The organism is Acidiphilium sp. MT5 (assembly GCF_054767495.1).
Map to the genome: position 1 here is coordinate 49064 of NZ_BAABMR010000010.1, position 17820 is coordinate 66883.

Below are 17820 nucleotides of genomic sequence, written 5' to 3' on the forward strand. Positions count from 1 at the left end.
CTTATTCCAGGATCACGAGGGGCTCGTCATATTCGACCGGCTGCCCGGCAGTGATCAGGATGCGGGTGATGGTGCCCGCACGGGGGGCCTTGATTTGGTTGAAGGTTTTCATTGCCTCGATCAGCAACAAGGTCTGACCCGCGCTGACCGTCTGGCCAACGGCGATAAAGGGTGCCGCGCCGGGTTCGGGGGCGAGATAAGCGACGCCGACCATCGGTGATTTCACGGCACCGGGATGCCGGGCCGGATCGGCGGCGTCCGGGCTGACGGTGGGGGTGCTACTGATGACCGGATTTGCGGCCTCAGGCGCAGCTTGCACCATGATCGGGGCGGGTGCCTGCGCCTGGACCAGGGTGCGCGCCAAGCGCAGACGCCGATCCCCCTCTTCGAGTTCGATTTCGGTCAGGCCGCTATCGATCAGCAGCGTCGCGAGGGCGCGTAGCGCATCAGGGTCGAAGGTGAGGCTCATGATTCTTGCTCCACGATTTCGGCGATGGCGTCGAGGGCGAGTCGGTATCCGGCGAAGCCAAAGCCACAAATGACGCCGCGCGCGGCAACCGACACGTAGGAATGATGACGAAAACTTTCGCGTTGATGGATATTGGATAGATGGACTTCAACCACCGGTAGATCAACCGCTGCCAGCGCGTCCATCAGGGCGATTGACGTGTGCGAATAGCCGGCCGGGTTGATCACGATGCCAGCAGCACGGCCACGGCATTCATGGACCCAGCTGATCAGTTCACCCTCGCTATTGGTTTGGCGAAAATCGATGGCGATGCCCAACCGTTCGGCGGCCTCCGCGCAAACGGCTTCAAGATCATCCAGCGTTTGAATGCCGTAGATTTCGGGCTCGCGCAGGCCGAGCAGGTTCAGATTAGGGCCGTTGAAAACGGCGATCAAAGGTGCGGTCATGCAGGGCCGCCTAGCACAGCGGGGCGATCCGTCAAAACCGGGCTGGGTTCGAGCGGCGCTTTGCCGGTGGCCGAATCGAGGATGTAGGTCGGCAAAGCAATGCCAGACAGCGTGCCGCGCAGGGAAGCGATCAGCGCGCGGCCTTCGGCGATCGGCACATGAAACCGCGCCGTGCCAGGGGCGGGATCAAGCTGATGTAGGTAATAGGGTTTGACGCGCGCGGACAGCATCGCGGTGAATAAAGCGCGGAGCGCTTCGGCACTGTCATTCACGCCGCGCAGGAGCACCGATTGACCGAGCACCGGAATCGCCTGGCGCTGCAGCCGACGCAGCGCTGCGATACCGGCGGTGGTGAATTCACGGGCGTGATTGGCGTGCAGCACGACGAACAGCGGCTTTGCACAATCGAGTGTTTTGGCCAGCGCATCGGTCACGCGCTCAGGTGTCGCGAGCGGGATGCGGGTATGGATGCGCAGCCGTTCGATGTGCGGAATCACACAGAGTCGTTCAAGCAGGCCCGCGATCCGGCGATCGGAGAGCAAAAGCGGGTCGCCGCCGGTGAGAATGACTTCCTTGATCGCCGGACGGTCAGCCAGCCAGGCGAAAGCGGCATCGAGCTCGGCTGAGGTCAGCAGCCCACCATCAGGGCCGACATGGGTGCGGCGAAAGCAGAACCGGCAATAAACCGGGCACGCCAGCGTGGGCTTGAGCAAAGCCCGGTCCGGGTAGCGGTGAACGATACCCTTGATCGGCGACAGCGCGTCATCGCCGATCGGGTCCGCACTTTCATGCGGCTCGGTGCGGCATTCATCGGGATCGGGGATGAATTGGCGTCCGATCGGATCGGTGGGCGTTGCGATCAATGCTGCGAATTGCTGCGGGATGGCCGTGGCATAGCGCGCGGCGACACGGTTGAGCGCATCGCGCTGATCGGCGGGCGCAAAACCGGCTTGGATCAGCGCATCGGCGGTGCGCAGGGTTCGTTTGGACATAGGGTGGTGCTATCGTGCGGCGGATGAGCCGACAAGACCCGCACCAGCCTGATATCAAGACAATGCCTTGGGCGCCCGAGCGTTTGGCGGCGCGCCGGGGCTATTTGCAACGCCGGGATTTGCTACGCGAGGCAACGCGGGCGTTTTTCCGGGCGCGAGGCTATTGCGAGGTGGAGACGCCGTATGCGGTCACAGCGCCGGGTGAGGAAGTGTTTCTCTCGGCATTCGCAACCGAGCGCGTGGCAACCGATGGATCGCGCACGAAGCTTTGGCTGCATACCAGCCCCGAATTCGCGATGAAGAAATTATTGGCCGGCGGCGCGGGACCGATTTTCCAACTCGCCCGAGTGTGGCGCAATGGCGAGGGGTCCGACACGCATGCCGCAGAATTTACCATGCTTGAATGGTATCGCACCGAGGCTGATATGGACGCGCTGATGGATGAGGCGATCGGCTTGCTGCGGGCCGTGTTGCCGCCGGAAGTGACCTGCCGTGGCGTGACCACCCGATTGGATCACGTTGAGCGGATTAGCGTTGCGGAGGCTTTTTCGCGCTATCTCGGCGTCGATGTGCTGGCCAGTATCGGCGATGCGGCACAGTTGGCGGCGGATGCGCAGGTGACGTTGCGCGCGGGCGAGGCGTGGGATGATTTGTTTTTTCGGCTGATGCTAGGCTCAATCGAGCCGCATTTGGGGCGCGCTCATCCAAGCTTAATCACCGATTGGCCCACACCGTTAGCCGCCTTGGCGCAACGCCGCCCGCATGATGGGCGCGTGGCGCAACGTTTTGAGCTGTATGTGTGTGGTATCGAGCTGGCGAACGGCTTTGTTGAACTGACCGATGCCAACGAGCAGCGCGCCCGCTTTATCGCGGACCGCGCAAGGCGGCATCAAATGAATGGGCATGATGATTGGCCGCTTGATGAAGAATTCGTCAGGGCGGTTGCGCATTTGCCCCCCTGCGCCGGTATCGCCATGGGTTTTGACCGGCTGGCCATGATCGCCAGTGATGCGCCCCATATCACAGATGTGTTATGGCTCTGACATATTGGCGAAACATCACCAGAGTATAACTACCCACTCAAGGAGGTTACCATGAGACGAATATTGCTCGCGACGCCGGCCGTCGCTCTCGGTCTAGCCGGATGTGCGGTTGGTCCCACCCATGCGGAAAAAATGTCCGCCTTGGTTGGTCAACCAACATCGGTACTGGTGGCCCGATTAGGCGTGCCCAATCGGCGAATCACAGTCGGCGGCGTCACTTACTTTGCCTATGTTAAGCATCGTGTATCGTACACATCCGGTTCCTACGGCGTTGGCCCCATCTATTACGCCTATTACGGCCCGTTCATCGGCGGCGGCTTCCCGCCCGAATATAACAGCGAAAGCTGCACAACGACTTTTGCCATCCAAGGCAAGCTGGTGCGATCCTTCACGCTACGCGGCAATGATTGTAACTGATGGCTGGCTGACGGCGGCGCCACCACACCACGGCGCCGTGCCTTACCCGGTCTTATTGACGCTTTGAACGGCGGTGAATGGCACGGACAGGGCACCGAGACTGAGCGATAGGGCGTTATTAGAGCTGGTGACGCCCGTGGCCGTCCCGGTAATGGTGAATGGCAGGGCGGACGTTGAGCCATCCGGGTTCGCCCCGATCACCGCGACGCTATAAGCGCCGTCCGGCACCGTCGAGCCACTGCTGTCTTGACCATTCCAGGTCCAGCTATTCGTTCCTTGCTGCGCATTGATGGTAGTATTGAGAATTTGCTGGCCGGCAGAATTATAAATGGCGATGGCGGCAGGTTCTGCAGCGGGGGCGGTGAAGCTGAGTTGCCCTTTACCATTTTGCAGCGGAATCTGACTGGATTGCGCGGTTACCGTGCTACCCAACATCGAACTGGCTTGGGTCAGGTCGCCGGCCTGGGTCAATTGAATCAGTTGGCCCAGACTTGAATTGGTGCTGATCTGTTGCTCGACCTGCGAAAATTGCACCAACTCCGACGTGAATTGGTTGGAATCAAGAGGACTGGTTGGATCTTGGTTTTGCAATTGTGTCATCAGCAGATTCAAAAAGCTGTTAAAATTTGTGCTGAGTGAACCCAGCGCATTTGCGCCAGTGCTGGATGATGCGGCGGATGACCCGGATGCGCCGCTGACGCTGGAGGCGGTATTACTGATGCTGAACGCCGCATTATTGGCGGCGGCGGCGAGCTGACTTTGTTGGTTGGCGACGGCGGCAATGGTCATGGTGTTATCCTGCGGATTAAGCTGTTACGCTGTGACGTCTAGTCCAAATTTCTTTAGATTCGATGAATGAACCGACAAAATCCCAGGCTCCGACCCGATCGCAACGCCGGGTAGCGTTGCGGCGCGCGATGCCAAGGGCATAGGCTCGCTTGGCCGACCACCAAAGGGTTGGCCAGCACCTTGTTGTCCCATGCTTTGGTCCCCCGCGCCTTGGTGGCCAACCGCCCCCTGCCCTATCGATAGAGCGTCCGAGGGATGATGCGCCGCACCGGAATTGAGGAGGCTGGTGCTGGCAGCTTGCGCAATCGGCGTGATCGCAACACCCGCATGGGAAGCGAGTTGAAAGCTGATCCCGGATTCGGGCGCCGTGATGCCTGCTTGGGCAAGCGCTTGGGTGATGGCGGCATGGTCATTGCGCAGCGCCGACAAGGTGACCGGATCGACCGCGCTGATCGCAATCCGCGCCGTGCCATCTGCACCTCGATTAATCGCGACGGTGACGGGGCCAATCGCCGGTGGCGCTAGCGCAATCGTCAATTGGTGCGAGCCATCGGCGTTGAGCGGCCCGGAGGCCACCAACGCAGCGCTGACCTGTTCGCTCGCTGGGCTCGGCGCGGCAGGCTGCGCAGGCGTGAGTATGGTCGCTGACGTTGGCGCGGCGTCCGCTACAGAATTGGCCGGCGGCGCCAATATCGGCGTGCCGATCATGCTCGCAGCGTTATGATGAGCCGAGGGCGCTGAGGTCGATATTTTGCCGAGATTTGGCGACGAGGCAGATGTCCCCGGCGGTCCCACAGGCTGCCCTTGAATGCCCGATGGCGTCTGCGTCCATTCATTGCCCCCTGCGTTGGACAGCCGCGTTTGCGGGCTGCCGACTGACACCGCACTGGCAGCGTTCGGCCCTCCGGCGCTCAGGGCATCGCCATGCCCTTGGGTGACATGCGCGACCATGATGGGCGTGGCTGGCACAACCGGCATCGGCTGCACCACGGCAAGCGCGCTGGGTGGCAACTGAGGTTGCAGATCGGGCGTGAGCGACGGGCGAGACTTAGCCGCGATCTTGCCTTTAGCCTGAGCGCTCGGAACGGCTGATTTGGTGCCTACGGTTTTGATGGCGATCATCGGCGCGCGCCCGGCTCCATCGGGAGGTGCCGTGATGCTGGATACTCCCACTGACGCGGCTGACTGATCAGCAGGAGCATGATGAGAAATCAATGCCGGTCGATCCGGCTTGCTTGCCGCCACGCCCACCGCCCCATCGCTGCGCTGGGGGCTTGGCCGGGCATTTTCTGGAGCCGTCGCGCCATCGTGCGGACTATCTTTGGAGCCAACGTTCGGGGACGATTTTGACGTGCCCGCCAATTGATGCAACGTCGCATCGAAACGAGCGCCCTTTGATCCGCCCGCCAACCCGCTCGGAGAGCGAGACGCTGGTGCCGAGGGAGCCATCGGGGGTGAACCAGCACCGGCCAAAGGCAGGGGCGTTGGTGGCATGGGAAAAGTCATAAGGACATACCAGCAAAATTTGTGCCAAATCCAAATCCCGATTCTATTCAATATAGACGTGTCTTTTTTTACTTATTATTGATCTTTATCATCGCATTGGCGCGGCATAAATTGCCGATCGCTGGGCACATTATGCCGCGCTCACCACCCATGCTGGGTCATTTTTGCCGCCACCGCGCGCTTGCCACCGCATAATCCGCCAGATTTGGTTTTGGCACGAAAGATGCAGAGCCATGCCTGTCCATTGATCATGCTTGGGGCCGTGATGGCGCGGCGCAGGGCATGATCGTTCAGCAGCGAGGGTGCATGTCAATTTTTGGAGCTTTGGATACCGCCGTCAGTGGCCTGCAAGCGCAGTCTGGCGCTTTTACCAATATCAGCGATAATATCGCGAACAGCCAATCGGTGGGTTATAAGGGCGTCAACACCAATTTCATCAATTATCTGACCCAAAGCACACCGACCAGTAACGGCTCGGACGCCGTGGTGGCTCAGCCGCAATATACGAATGACGTGCAAGGTGCAGTGAGCCAAAGCACCGACCCGTTGGCGATGGCCATTAGCGGCAATGGATTTTTTGCGGTGAGCGAAGCCGCCGCCAACACCGCTGGCGCATCAACCACAACACAAACCTTTCAGAGCCAGCAATATTACACCCGCGCTGGCGACTTTACCCTGAATAATAAGGGGTATTTGGTTAATGGCGAGGGCGCCTATCTCGACGGTTGGTCGGTCGACCCGACCACCGGCGCCGTCAACACCGCCTCGCTCGCGCCGATACAGGTGCCCCAAGGCAACGTCGCCCCCATCGCCACCAGCACCGCCACGCTGTCCGCCGAATTGCCAGCAACCCCAACGCCCGGCCAGCCGGTCTCCACCCAGATTAGTGTCTATGACAGTCTTGGCACCCTGCATCAACTCAATCTGAATTGGACGCAAAACGCCACGAATGACTGGACCGTGTCCATCTCCTCGCCGGACGCAAACCCAACAACCATCGGCACCGCCGAGATCAAATTCGGCAGCACCAGTGGCAACCCGGTTGCGGCAGGTACCATCGGTAGCATCACGAACGCTACTGGCGCCCTCACGGGATCAAGCTATGCCAGCGGCGGTGCGGCCACACTCAACCTGAGCGCCAATTTTGGCAGCGGCGCACAGCCGATCGCACTTAGCCTCGGCTCGTTCGGGAGCACCACCGGCTTAACACAATATGCCGGCACCAGCTTTAATCTGCTTGGCTCCAGTCAAAATGGTATGCCTCAAGGCAGTTTCAGTAACGTCGCTGTCGATAGCCAGGGCAATGTCGCGATCAATTATAGCAATGGCTTTTCGCAAACAATTGCCCAAATTCCACTCGCAACGTTTCACGCACCCGACGCTCTGCAAAATCAGAGCGCTCAGCTCTTCACCGCCAGTCAAGGATCGGGGGGGGCCTCAATTAACGCCGTGGGCACCAACGGCAGCGGCGGCGTTGATACCGGCTCGGTGGAAAGTTCAAATGTTGATATCGCCACCGAATTCACCAAACTGATTGCGGCTCAAGAAGCCTACTCGGCGAATTCCAAAGTGATCACAACGGCCAATCAATTGGCGCAAACAACCATCAACATGCTCCCCTAATCGTTAGAGAAAGCATATCGTCATGAGTCTCGATACGGGCCTCGGCATTGCGAATAGCGGTCTTGCTGCGATCAGCCAGCAATTTGCCTTGATTTCGCAGAATGTCGCAAATGCAAGCACACCCAGCTATGCTGCGGAATCATCCGCATTATCCAGCAAGACCGCAGGCGGCGTTGGATCAGGTGTTGCCTCTGCGCCGGCAACATTGAATATCGATCATGCGGTGCAGAGCGCGCTGGTGAGTTCCATGGGCACTGCTTCGTATCAAGCCACCATCGCCAACGCCATGAGCGGCCTCGATCAAGTGATGGGCACGCCTGGTCAGGGCAATGATTTGTCAAGCCTAACGGCCAACGTGCAGTCAAGCTTCACAGCGTTGCTGAACGATCCATCGAATGCGGCGCAACAAAGTGCCGTGATCTCCGCCGCACAAGGCTTGTCCGGACAAATCAATAACATCGCCAATAGCATTGGTTCAGCGCGGCAAACGGCCCAAGCTCAAATTAGCACCTCACTGACAACACTGAATACATCGCTCACCCAAATTGGCACTCTGAATACGCAAATCGTTGCTCTCACCCAACAAGGCTTGAGCACTGCCGATTTGCAAAATCAGCGCAGCGGCTTGGTTCAAACGGTTGCGCAACTCACCGGCGCCAAACTAATTGCCGGATCGAATGACACCATTTCACTTTATACAGCGCAGGGGCTGCAGCTACCAACAACGGGCGCATCGTTCCAGATTTTGCCTTCAGCCATTGGCGCCAGCGACTCATACCCTGGCACAATCCCCGCAATCACCTTGAATGGGCAAGACGTCACGGCGGGGCTGGGTGGCGGGTCGATCGGCGCTGCGATTTCGCTCCGCGATCAGATATTGCCCGCGCAACAAGCGAGCCTCGATAGCTTCGCCCAAACCGTGGCATCGCGCTTTGCCGCACAAGGGCTGACCTTGTTCAGTGATCCAACAGGAGCCATACCGTCAACCGCATCAATGACCGGGTTCTCCAATGTGATCACGGTCAATCCTGCCGTTGTCGCGAATCCAGCCTTGGTGCGCGATGGGACCAATGCCGTCGTCGCCAGCACCACCGGGGCAACAGGCTTCACCCCTAATCCACCAGGCGGTCCGGCTGGCTTCTCAACCCTGATCGACAGAATCATCAATTTTTCACTCGGCAACCAAGTCCAAGCCGGTGTGCCGCAAACACCAGCTCCCACAACCGGCCTCGGTCCCGCCGGCACGATCAACCTGCCCTACCCAGGCAATGCCAATATCGGTGATCTCGCCACCAGCGTTGTCGCCAGCGAGGCCGCCACCAGCGCCTCGGCACAATCCGCATCGACCCAGGCCGGTCAGACCCAATCAGCCCTGCAAACCCAGGCAACCCAAACGAGCGGCGTGAGCATCGATCAACAGATGGGCACATTGGTTTCGCTACAAAACGCCTATGCCGCCAACGCCAAGGTTGTTGGGATCGCTCAGCAAATGATGCAAACAATGGAGGCGATGATCTCATGAGCGGCACCATCGGAACCATGACCGGCGCTGGCACGTTGCAGCAACTGATTGAGCAAGCCGCTGCCACCAAGTCCCGGCTTGATCAACTCACCACGCAAGCCTCAAGCGGCTATGTCGCCACGACCTATGCGGGCGTGGATGCCGCGAGCGGCGGTGCCGGCGCAACCCAATCCTCCTTGGCACTCGGCAGCCAGATTGCCGGTCTCACCTCAACCGTGAGCAACATCAACGCCGCGACAGGCCGAATGGGGGTTCAGCAAACCGCCTTGGCCAATATCAGCTCAATCGCCTCGGGGGTGATGAGCGCGTTGCAGAGTGCTGACCCCACCAATCCCCAATCTCTGGCCGTGGTCGCGCGTTCAGCCCAGCAGGCGCTGGTGCAAGTGGCCAATATGCTCGATACCAAGGATGGCAATGTCTATGTATTCGGCGGCCAAAATAGCAGTGAGCCGCCGGTTCCAAACCCCAACGCGATCAATAGCAGCGGGTTCGCCACCCAAATTGCGGCTGCTATCGCGGGCCTCGCCACCAATGGCGCGAGCGCCACCTCGGCTGCCATCCTCGCCATCGGTCAGTCGAATATAGCAGGCACAACCCCGTTTGCGACCGCACTCGGTGCCAACCCTTCATTGCCCCAGGTCGCTCTCGGAAATGGCACGACCGCAACGATTGGTGTTGCGGCCAATGTGAATGGCTTCGTTACCTCCAGTGCTTCCGGCAACGGCGCCGGCACCACAGGATCGTATATGCGCGACATTTTGACAACAATCGCCAGTGTCGCCAGCCTGGGAACCAGCACGATGAATGCCGCCTCCTATACCAATTTTGCACAATCAACAGCAGCAACGCTTGGCAGCGCAATCGATACACTCAATCAGGACGCGGGCGTGCTCGGCAATACGCAAAGCACGATGACTGCCCAGGCCACCGGCTTACAGCAAACGATCAACGGCATGACCACCCAACAAGCCGGCTATAATCAGGTCAATATGGCAACCACCTTGTCAGATTTATCGGCGGTGCAAACCCAATTGCAAGCTTCTTATCAGCTCATCGCTGCGATGAAAACAATGTCTCTGACCCAATATATTTAAGGGATTACGTTCACGTAGTGTTAAGAAATTCGGCGCAATATACGCTGAGTTCGCAAAATGCGAAAATGCGAAATGACTATCTGAAGGAATAAACCATGTCTGGCGTAATTAGCTCAGTTGTTACCAATTCTGCGGCGATGGTCGCCGTCTCTTCGCTCAATCTGATCAATTCCCAGCTCAGCACCGTGCAAAATGCGGTGTCCACCGGCTATTCGGTGTCGAGCGCAATGGATAACGGTGCGGCCTATGCCGTCGCTCAGTCAGTGCGAACGGACATTTCGGGATTGACCGCCGCCAACCAGCAGCTTGGTGACACCCAAGGCCTGCTATCCACGACCAGCACCTCGCTGAATAACGTCTCGAACATGATGCAAACGATGAAAGCCACTCTGGTCAATCTATCAAACCAGGCCGTTACCGGTTCTCAGCGTCAGCAATATATCCAACAATATCAGTCAAACCTGCAAAATATCCAGGCCTCAATTCAGGATGCGAACTATAATGGCCGCACCTTGGTGGGCAATATTGCAGGGTCGAACGGGACGTTTTCAACCACGGCCATTTCCGTGGTGAGCAACGGCTCTGGCGGTTCGTTCTCGATTGCATCGACTGGCATGTCAACCATCTACCATGCCTTGTCATTTACCAGCACGCAGCTATCGAGTGCGACATCGGTCGCGGCATTTTTGACGGCGACGGGAACGTTCTCGTCACAAGTCACCAATGTTGGAACCGCGATGAATACGTATGGCAATCTGTCGAACTTGGTCAACAACCAGATCACGTTCAATCAGAACAAAATGACAGCCCTGACCAACGGGCTTGGCGCTTTGGTCGATGCCAACATGGCGCAAGAGTCAGCGAAACTCCAGTCGCTGCAAATCCAGCAACAATTGGCGACCTCGTCACTCTCAATTGCCGATCAGTCGCCCAGCTTGCTCGTCAAGCTGTTCCCGTAATGGTCGGACGGCCCAGCATCATCGTGCTGGGCCGTTTCTTCCCCAGGAAAAGGAACAACCCATGACGGCGCTCGTTTTGGAATTGCGACAGGGGGATCTGATGATCCTTAACGGCACACCCATCCGATTTCGAACCAAATCAAGGATCGAACTGACCGAAAAGGCTAATTTCCTATTCGGCAAACAGATTTTGCGTCCCGACGACGCGAACTCACCAGCCCGCCGGATCTATTTCGCCTTTCAAACTGTTTATATCGGCACGGACGCTGAACGCGCCGTGGCGCTGGAGACTGCGCGATCGCTTATTGATGAATTCAAATCCGCAACGACGTCGAATCTCGCTCGCGAAATTCTCGATACGGCAATGGCTTGTGCATCATCAGGTCGATATTACGACGCGCTAAAACTTGCGCGGCGGATCATGAACCACGAGACGGCGGTGCTACACGCCAACCAATGAACATCCCCCAAACTTGGAGGCAAAATGTCAGTTTCCCACCATGTTGTTAAAGCCTATGGCCAAGCTGCTCGACTGCGGAGCCAACGCGAGCAAGACGCCGAAATTTTTCGCCGTGCGGCGGACCGACTCAGCAAGGCCGAGCAGCCGATTGATGTCACCCGCGCCCTGATCGACAACCAAACGCTGTGGCGCACTGTCATTGGTCTCGTGAACGACCCCAGCAATCCGTTGCCTGAGGCTTTGCGCGCACAAATTGCGTCGGTTGGACATACGGTACTGCGGGTACTCGATCACACCGTGCCGGATATTGATTTTGTTATTTCTGTCAATCTGGCCATTGCCGAGGGGTTAAGCGGCCGCGCGTAAGGAGTTTGGTATGTCAGCAAGCTTATCCGGTGTCGCGAGCAATTTCTCATCGCTATTTGCCGTTCAAGGCGCATCAGGCACCTCACCAGCGGCTGCGATCAGCTCGATACTTGCCGCAAGCGTCAGCGGTACGCTTGCCAATTCAAGTGCGAGTGCAATCAATCCAGTTACCGCATTAGCGATTGCTCAGCATAATCAAACCACTGATATTGCCAATGAGGCCAAACAACCGCAGGTGCTGCGCGATATCGCCGCGTTCACGACTGCCGTGAAAAATGCTAAAACACCACAGGAATTACTTCAGAACCCAACCGTCCTCAAAGTCCTCCTGACTGCCAGCGGGCTGGGGTCACAGGTGGGTTATCCAGCACTCGCCCAAAAGGCGCTCCTTTCGGACCCAAGCAAGTCGGACAGCCTCGCACAGCAACTCAGTAGCAGCAACGCGCAATGGTTATCAACGGCTCAGACATATGATTTCGCGACGAAAGGTCTGAGTATCATTCAAAATCCCAAAGTGATGAGCACAATCACTAATGGCTACGCCGAAGTATTATGGCGACAATCTCTTGATGCGCAGACACCTGGATTATCTAATGCGTTAGATTTCATCCAAAATGCTAAAACATTTACCTCAGCCACCCAAATTTTGGGCGACTCTGTGATGCGATCGGTCGTCACAACTGCGCTGGGACTACCACCACAAATCGCTTATCAGGACGTTAATACTCAAGCCTCTGCGATCACCAATCGTCTTGACGTTTCCAATTTTCAAAACCCTAGCTTTGTGCAAAGCTTTGCGGACCGATATCTAGCCATTGTTCAATCGCAGGCACAATCACAACCAAACAATTCAAGTAGTTCAATCGCCTCTCTGGCCGCGCAATCGATGGGATTATTGGCCTAAAAAATAAATCTGAAATCGAGATCAAAGGACAAGATGTCCAACATACAGGAGCCTTGAATGACCGTATCCTCCCCATCACCATCAATTATTGATCGGACGCGAGAGCTAATCCGGCGCGGTCAATATCAAGCCGCGACACTTTTGTTGCCAGCACTTGCAGCCCTTGGCCCAGATTTGCCGTGGCAAGCCGAAATTGAAGCTGAGCTCGCGTGTGCGCAGCAGCAATTTGAAAAGGTAATGATCATTACCGAAGCGGCGTTGCACCGCTGGCCGAACTCAGTCCCTCTTTTGGCAGCGCGCTCTGAAGCGGCGCTGGCGTGCGGTGATCGGATCGTTGCCTGTGTTGCGGCCGCCGATGCTGTAATCAATGATCCGCAATTGGTTCACGCCAAAGTGCTTTTGGGACGCGCCTTGCTGGCTCTCGGCAAGACTGAGCAGGCAGCGATTTGTTTTCGTGAAGTGCTCTCTCAAAATCCGAATGATTTGACCGTGCGCCGGATGATGGCAGAAGCCGCACCAAATGAAGCCGTCGCACTATTGCGCGACGGCATAAAAATCCATGCAAACAATATCGACATCCGCAATGCTCTGATCCGCTGCCTCCTTGATCAAAACCATGTCAAAGCAGCCAGCGACGCCGCTGACGAAGCAATCGAGCTTGGTGTTGCGAATGCGACCACGCGCTTATTTGCAATTGAGGCGGCTGGGTGCAATCTCGACTGGTCAAAAGCGGCTGCATTATGTGATGACACTGTCGCCCGGATGGGTCTTAATGGCTAATCTTCTAGAAAACCATGATAATATGGCACTTTCGGATCACGATGCCGATCGCTTAGTGACGGCAGCCTTGCAGTTTAGCCAGGATGGTCAACTTGATCTGGCGTTGAGCGTTGCCCACCGTTCGGTGGCATTATTTAGCCAATACGATCAGGGCTGGATGGCACTCGGGCAAATCCAGCGGGGTTGTAACCGATTGGCTGACGCGCGCGATGCCTATGCGCAAGCCACCACATGCAATCCACATAATGTGGAAGCTTGGATTGCGCGCGGCGTCATCGCATACCAGATGGATAACAATGACCGCGCATTAGAATTTCTACAGAAAGCTATTTCTATTCTCGAAAATCAGCCGGAAAATTCGAGCGATCAACAGCTCTATCAGGCATTGCATGCGCTTGGTATCGTGCGCATGCGCAACAAAGATTGGCCGAACGCAATCGCCCATTTTAGCCGTGCTCTTGAGCTAAACCCCACAGGTTTGGCGTGCGGCTTTGATTTGGCTGAGGCTTGGATCTTGGCAGAGTATTGTTGCGACGATCAATTATTAGATGACAAATATTTTCTGAAACATATTTCCATCGCGATAGAGTTCGGGCTCAAGGCCAGAGAGGCCATCAACGCAGGGCAACTCGCTATCGCGGAACCGATCTTAGAAGCTCTAATTGCGCTCGCACCTGAAGAGGTTTGGCCGTATTCGGCCTTGGCGTCCGTGCATATGTTGCAAATGCAACCCGAGCTTGCAGAACCGCTACTCCGTGAGGCAGTGCGTTTACAACCAAGTGATACGACGATTATCCATGATTATTCAGTCGCGTTAGCGCGCCTCTATCGCTATGCTGAGGCCGAAACGCTGATGAGCCGGCTGATTGAACGCGGTGATCGTCATAGTCTCACATTTTGCAATCGGGCCGTTCAGCGCACATCAATGGGTCTGATCGATTTGGCGCGCGATGATCTGCGCCGTGCGCGTGAGATTTTAGCGGCCGGCGAGCGAGGCATCGGGTTAAATGTCGCGGCGCTCAGCACCGACCAACAATCGAGGGATCACGATCTCGGAATATTGCGCACTGAAGCGTCGCTACTGCCCTATATGGAACAAACGTCTGCCGAGGATTTGCGCCATACGATGATGGCGCTGGGCGATCGTTTGCCGCGCGATCATCAACGCCGCTGCCAATCACCCGTATATCCTGAGCGAAAACTTCGTGTCGGGTTGCTGTCGAACACCCTGCGGCGGCATCCAGTCGGCTGGCTGACCCTAGCCGGTATCGAACAGTTGGATCGGGCAGAATTTGATGTCGTCTGCTTTGGGCGTTACGAACCGAGTGACGCCGTAGCACAACGTTATGCAGCCCGCGCCCTTGAGTGGCATCCAATCGAGGGTATGAACGATATTGATGCCGCTGATTTTGTGTCGCGCCAATCGATCGATATTTTGATCGATATGGGTGGCTATGGCGACGCGGGACGGGTCCAGATTGCCGCATTCAAGCCCGCGCCGGTTCAGATGAAATGGGTTGGCATGCAATGTTCAACCACCGGTCTCCGCGAGATTGACTGGATGATCACTGACCGATGGGAGACGCCTGCGGGATTTGAACGATTTTATTCTGAACGCCTGCTTAGGTTGCCAGATGGCTATGTGTGCTACACGCCACCCGATTATGCGCCCGCACCCTCGATCTTACCGGCTCTAGCAACGAAGCATGTCACATTTGGTTGTTTCAATAACGTGACAAAACTATCTGACAAGACGCTTTTACTATGGAAGAATATATTGTCGCGCGTGCCCAATTCACGCATGGTATTGCGCTGTCCACAGTTTTCGCAGGAGGCCATTGTCGACATCTTCATGCGTCGATGGGTTCAGTTGGGCATCGATCCTGGGCGCTTGACAATCTTGGGGCGCACGGCGCATCCCGATTTTATCGCGGGCTATCGTGCAATTGATATTGCGTTGGACCCCGTGCCCTATTGCGGCGGGCTTACCACATGCGAGGCGCTTTACATGGGCGTTCCGGTGGTCACGCTCGCAGGCGAGTTTTTCGCTGCGCGGCACTCAGTGAGCCATCTGTCTAATGTTGGTCTGCATGATTGGGTTACTGATTCCGCCGATGATTATGTGGAGCGGGCCGTTTCGGCGGCAAACAACATTCAGGCATTGGCCACACTTCGGTCCGGTCTGCGGTCCCAAATGCTGGCGAGCCCCTTATGTAATGCGCCGCGCTTCGGTCGAAATCTCGGTGCCGCGTTACGCCAAGCGTGGCGGAGCGCCTGCGCTGACCCAACTTCCATAATCCTTAAAAATCCAAATCAGCATAATGCGGCGGCGGCGTGATGCCCGAAACGCGATCCGCAAGCAATGCGCGAAACGCGGGCCGTGATTTGATCCGTGCGTACCAATCCTTAGCAGCCGGCGCAATGCTCCAATCAACATCGCCGATGAAATCAAGTGACGAGAGATGAGACGCCGCCGCAAAATCAGCCAATGATAAATGCGCGCCGGCGAGCCATTTTCTGGTCTCAGCTAGCCAGCCAACATAGGCCAGGTGCTTGCGCAGCGCCGCATATCCCTCACGTAAATTGGTGGCATTCGGCGCGCCGCGCCCAGAAGCAGGCTTCATAATTTTTTCGTCCAACAAATTCTTGGAAACCTCTTGGGCAAATCGCTCATCAAACCAAGCCGTGACGCTGCGAATCTCCACACGCTCGGCAAAGGTGCGGCCTATCAAACCAATATCGGGATAGGCTTCATCCAGATATTCGCAAATGGCGCCCGAATGTGGAATGATCAGGCCATTATCTTCAACCAACGTCGGTACGGTGCCCGCCGGATTGAGAACCAAATATTCGGGCCGGCGCTCCCAGGTCTTCTCGGCCCGTAGTTCGAACGGCAGGCGCTTCTCGGCCAAAACAAGCCTGACTTTTCGGGACGCAGGGGACAAAGGTAAGTGGTATAGGATTCGCATGATCGCTTTATGACATTACTCGAGCGAAGCGCAAATCATCCGCGCCACAACGGAGCGCTGACATGATTCCACTTTACTTCAATTCGATATCTCGCATATGGTCCGAGAGCTCGCGACTCACATGGCTGTGAGGTGAGATATTATCCCCGCGTGGGCCAGCCTAAAAACATGATAAAATCTAAATAATCTCGGGAGAATAACGTGCAGAATGACTCCACAGACCCAACAAGCCGATCGAGTGCCAGTCGCCGCGCCGTCATGACCGGCGCCGCATCGCTCGGTGCCTATGCGCTCGGCGGTGGCTTCGGCCGCGCCGATGCCGCCCGCGCAAACTCGGTCACGTTACCCTTCGCCAACGGGGAACGGCCACTGATACCGCCGGGAACATTTCCGCAAAAAGGCGAGATGATCCTGCAACGCACACGGGCGCCCTTGCTCGAAACCCCATGGTCGGTCTTCCAAAAACATCTATTCACGCCCAACGATCAAGCCTATGTGCGATGGCATATGGCTGACTTCCCGACAGAAGTGGACATAAATACATACCGGATCAAAGTATCAGGGGCCGTCAAAAAACCGTTTGAACTCACACTCGAAGAACTTGTGCGGATGTTCCCCGCCAAGCGCATGGCTGCGGTCAATCAATGTTCCGGCAATAGCCGCGGCTTCATCAATCCTCGCGTGGCCGGCGCACAATGGGCGAACGGCGCGATGTATAACGCGATGTGGACCGGCGTGCCGCTCAGTCGGCTGCTCGCCCATGCCGGGCTCACCGGCAAAGGAACCCATGTGGCCTTCCGCAGCCTTGAACAAGGTGGCGGCCTATATCCGCCGAGCGCCACTTTTGAAAAAGTCTTGCCCATCGGCCGCGCCAATGATGGTGACGTCATGGTAGCCTATCAGATGAACGATGCGGATATGCCCCTGCTCAACGGCTATCCGGTTCGCCTGATCGTCCCCGGCTGGTATTCGACCTACTGGGTCAAAATGCTCACCGAAATCGAGGTTATTGATCATCCGGGCACCGGATTTTGGATGGCGGTCGCGTATAAAATCCCAGCTACGCCAACGGGCGAAATGACGCCCGGCGAAGCAGGCGTTAAATTCGTACCCATCAATAAAATGAAACCGCGCAGCTTTTTTACCAATGTCGAAACCGGTGCAACACGACCAGCGGGCAAACCCACATTGCTGAAAGGCTTTGCTTTTGGCGGTGGCAGCGCCCTGAAATCGGTCCAAGTCTCAACCAATGGCGGCAAAACATGGCGGAGCACGACGCTCGCTAAGAATTACGGCGCCTATGGATTTCGCCAATGGCAGGCACAAGTGACACTGGCCAAACCTGGCCGCTACCGGTTGATGGTCAAGGCCACCAATGTTGCCGGTCATACCCAGCCGATGGTCGCTGGCTGGAACCCCGGGGGGTTCATGTATAATGGCATCGAGCATGTTGATATCACCGTTGCTTAAGGGAAACCGCA

The 17820-nt window shown here is 56.9% G+C and carries 19 protein-coding genes; 13 read left to right on the top strand and 6 right to left on the bottom strand.

Annotation, left to right across the window (positions count from 1 at the left end; translation table 11 throughout):
• Window position 1 precedes the first annotated feature (1 nt).
• Genes accB through ACYUCQ_RS11625 form a run of 3 tightly spaced genes read right to left on the bottom strand, consistent with a single transcriptional unit; the run spans window position 2 to window position 1907 of the window.
• Window positions 2–469: an acetyl-CoA carboxylase biotin carboxyl carrier protein gene (gene accB / locus ACYUCQ_RS11615; protein WP_460254695.1), complete on the bottom strand. Its 468-nt coding sequence runs from the start codon at window positions 467–469 to the stop codon at window positions 2–4.
• Window positions 466–915 carry a type II 3-dehydroquinate dehydratase gene (gene aroQ, locus ACYUCQ_RS11620; RefSeq protein ID WP_460254696.1) on the bottom strand — a complete coding sequence of 150 codons (450 nt, stop codon included), beginning with the start codon at window positions 913–915 and terminating at the stop codon, window positions 466–468. Before aroQ ends, accB begins: the two co-directional genes overlap by 4 nt.
• Entirely contained in the window at window positions 912–1907 is a 996-nt protein-coding gene (locus tag ACYUCQ_RS11625; protein WP_460254697.1) for a lysine-2,3-aminomutase-like protein, read from the bottom strand. The genes aroQ and ACYUCQ_RS11625 overlap by 4 nt, the downstream gene beginning before the upstream one ends.
• 62 nt (window positions 1908–1969) lie before the next feature.
• Here ACYUCQ_RS11625 and epmA point away from each other — a divergent pair, with 62 nt between their 5' ends.
• The gene (gene epmA / locus ACYUCQ_RS11630; protein ID WP_460254698.1) at window positions 1970–2950 is read left to right on the top strand and encodes an EF-P lysine aminoacylase EpmA; all 981 of its coding nucleotides are present in this window, start codon (window positions 1970–1972) and stop codon (window positions 2948–2950) included.
• A 51-nt stretch (window positions 2951–3001) separates the two neighbouring features.
• Window positions 3002–3367 carry a hypothetical protein gene (locus tag ACYUCQ_RS11635; RefSeq protein WP_460254699.1) on the top strand — a complete coding sequence of 122 codons (366 nt, stop codon included), beginning with the start codon at window positions 3002–3004 and terminating at the stop codon, window positions 3365–3367.
• A 42-nt stretch (window positions 3368–3409) separates the two neighbouring features.
• Here the strand turns inward: ACYUCQ_RS11635 and ACYUCQ_RS11640 are convergent, their stop codons facing one another.
• Window positions 3410–4012: a flagellar hook assembly protein FlgD gene (locus tag ACYUCQ_RS11640; RefSeq protein ID WP_460254818.1), complete on the bottom strand. Its 603-nt coding sequence runs from the start codon at window positions 4010–4012 to the stop codon at window positions 3410–3412.
• Between ACYUCQ_RS11640 and ACYUCQ_RS11645 the strand changes: the two genes are divergently transcribed.
• Window positions 3996–4124, top strand: a complete 129-nt coding sequence (locus ACYUCQ_RS11645; RefSeq protein WP_460254821.1) for a hypothetical protein — start codon at window positions 3996–3998, stop codon at window positions 4122–4124. The two genes, ACYUCQ_RS11640 and ACYUCQ_RS11645, sit on opposite strands and share 17 nt — an antisense overlap.
• A gap of 56 nt (window positions 4125–4180) precedes the next feature.
• On the opposite strand, the gene ACYUCQ_RS11650 is transcribed toward ACYUCQ_RS11645, so the two are convergent.
• Window positions 4181–5278 carry a flagellar hook-length control protein FliK gene (locus ACYUCQ_RS11650; protein ID WP_460254700.1) on the bottom strand — a complete coding sequence of 366 codons (1098 nt, stop codon included), beginning with the start codon at window positions 5276–5278 and terminating at the stop codon, window positions 4181–4183.
• A 690-nt stretch (window positions 5279–5968) separates the two neighbouring features.
• Here ACYUCQ_RS11650 and flgE point away from each other — a divergent pair.
• The 9 genes from flgE (at window position 5969) to ACYUCQ_RS11695 (ending at window position 15708) form a co-directional block, all read left to right on the top strand.
• Entirely contained in the window at window positions 5969–7285 is a 1317-nt protein-coding gene (gene flgE, locus ACYUCQ_RS11655; protein WP_460254701.1) for a flagellar hook protein FlgE, read from the top strand.
• A gap of 22 nt (window positions 7286–7307) precedes the next feature.
• Window positions 7308–8807: a flagellar hook-associated protein FlgK gene (locus tag ACYUCQ_RS11660; RefSeq protein ID WP_460254702.1), complete on the top strand. Its 1500-nt coding sequence runs from the start codon at window positions 7308–7310 to the stop codon at window positions 8805–8807.
• Complete coding sequence (locus ACYUCQ_RS11665; protein ID WP_460254703.1) at window positions 8804–9901, top strand: flagellin; 1098 nt, start codon at window positions 8804–8806, stop codon at window positions 9899–9901. The genes ACYUCQ_RS11660 and ACYUCQ_RS11665 overlap by 4 nt, the downstream gene beginning before the upstream one ends.
• A 95-nt stretch (window positions 9902–9996) precedes the next feature.
• Window positions 9997–10860 carry a flagellin gene (locus ACYUCQ_RS11670; protein WP_460254704.1) on the top strand — a complete coding sequence of 288 codons (864 nt, stop codon included), beginning with the start codon at window positions 9997–9999 and terminating at the stop codon, window positions 10858–10860.
• Window positions 10861–10921: 61 nt separating this feature from the next.
• The gene (locus ACYUCQ_RS11675) at window positions 10922–11320 is read left to right on the top strand and encodes a flagellar biosynthesis repressor FlbT (RefSeq protein ID WP_460254705.1); all 399 of its coding nucleotides are present in this window, start codon (window positions 10922–10924) and stop codon (window positions 11318–11320) included.
• A gap of 24 nt (window positions 11321–11344) precedes the next feature.
• Window positions 11345–11686, top strand: coding sequence for a flagellar biosynthesis regulator FlaF (locus ACYUCQ_RS11680; protein ID WP_460254706.1), 342 nt, complete (start codon window positions 11345–11347; stop codon window positions 11684–11686).
• Between the two features lie 10 nt (window positions 11687–11696).
• Window positions 11697–12590, top strand: coding sequence for a DUF1217 domain-containing protein (locus ACYUCQ_RS11685; protein ID WP_460254707.1), 894 nt, complete (start codon window positions 11697–11699; stop codon window positions 12588–12590).
• Between the two features lie 57 nt (window positions 12591–12647).
• On the top strand, window positions 12648–13370 hold the full coding sequence (locus ACYUCQ_RS11690) for a tetratricopeptide repeat protein (protein ID WP_460254708.1): 723 nt from the start codon (window positions 12648–12650) through the stop codon (window positions 13368–13370).
• Window positions 13363–15708: an O-linked N-acetylglucosamine transferase, SPINDLY family protein gene (locus ACYUCQ_RS11695; protein ID WP_460254709.1), complete on the top strand. Its 2346-nt coding sequence runs from the start codon at window positions 13363–13365 to the stop codon at window positions 15706–15708. Before ACYUCQ_RS11690 ends, ACYUCQ_RS11695 begins: the two co-directional genes overlap by 8 nt.
• Here ACYUCQ_RS11695 and ACYUCQ_RS11700 read toward each other — a convergent pair.
• Entirely contained in the window at window positions 15671–16339 is a 669-nt protein-coding gene (locus ACYUCQ_RS11700; protein WP_460254710.1) for a glutathione S-transferase family protein, read from the bottom strand. The two genes, ACYUCQ_RS11695 and ACYUCQ_RS11700, sit on opposite strands and share 38 nt — an antisense overlap.
• Before the next feature lie 201 nt (window positions 16340–16540).
• Between ACYUCQ_RS11700 and ACYUCQ_RS11705 the strand changes: the two genes are divergently transcribed.
• A complete protein-coding gene (locus tag ACYUCQ_RS11705; RefSeq protein ID WP_460254711.1) occupies window positions 16541–17809 on the top strand; it encodes a molybdopterin-dependent oxidoreductase in 1269 nt (422 codons plus the stop codon).
• The last annotated feature ends 11 nt before the right edge of the window (window positions 17810–17820 follow it).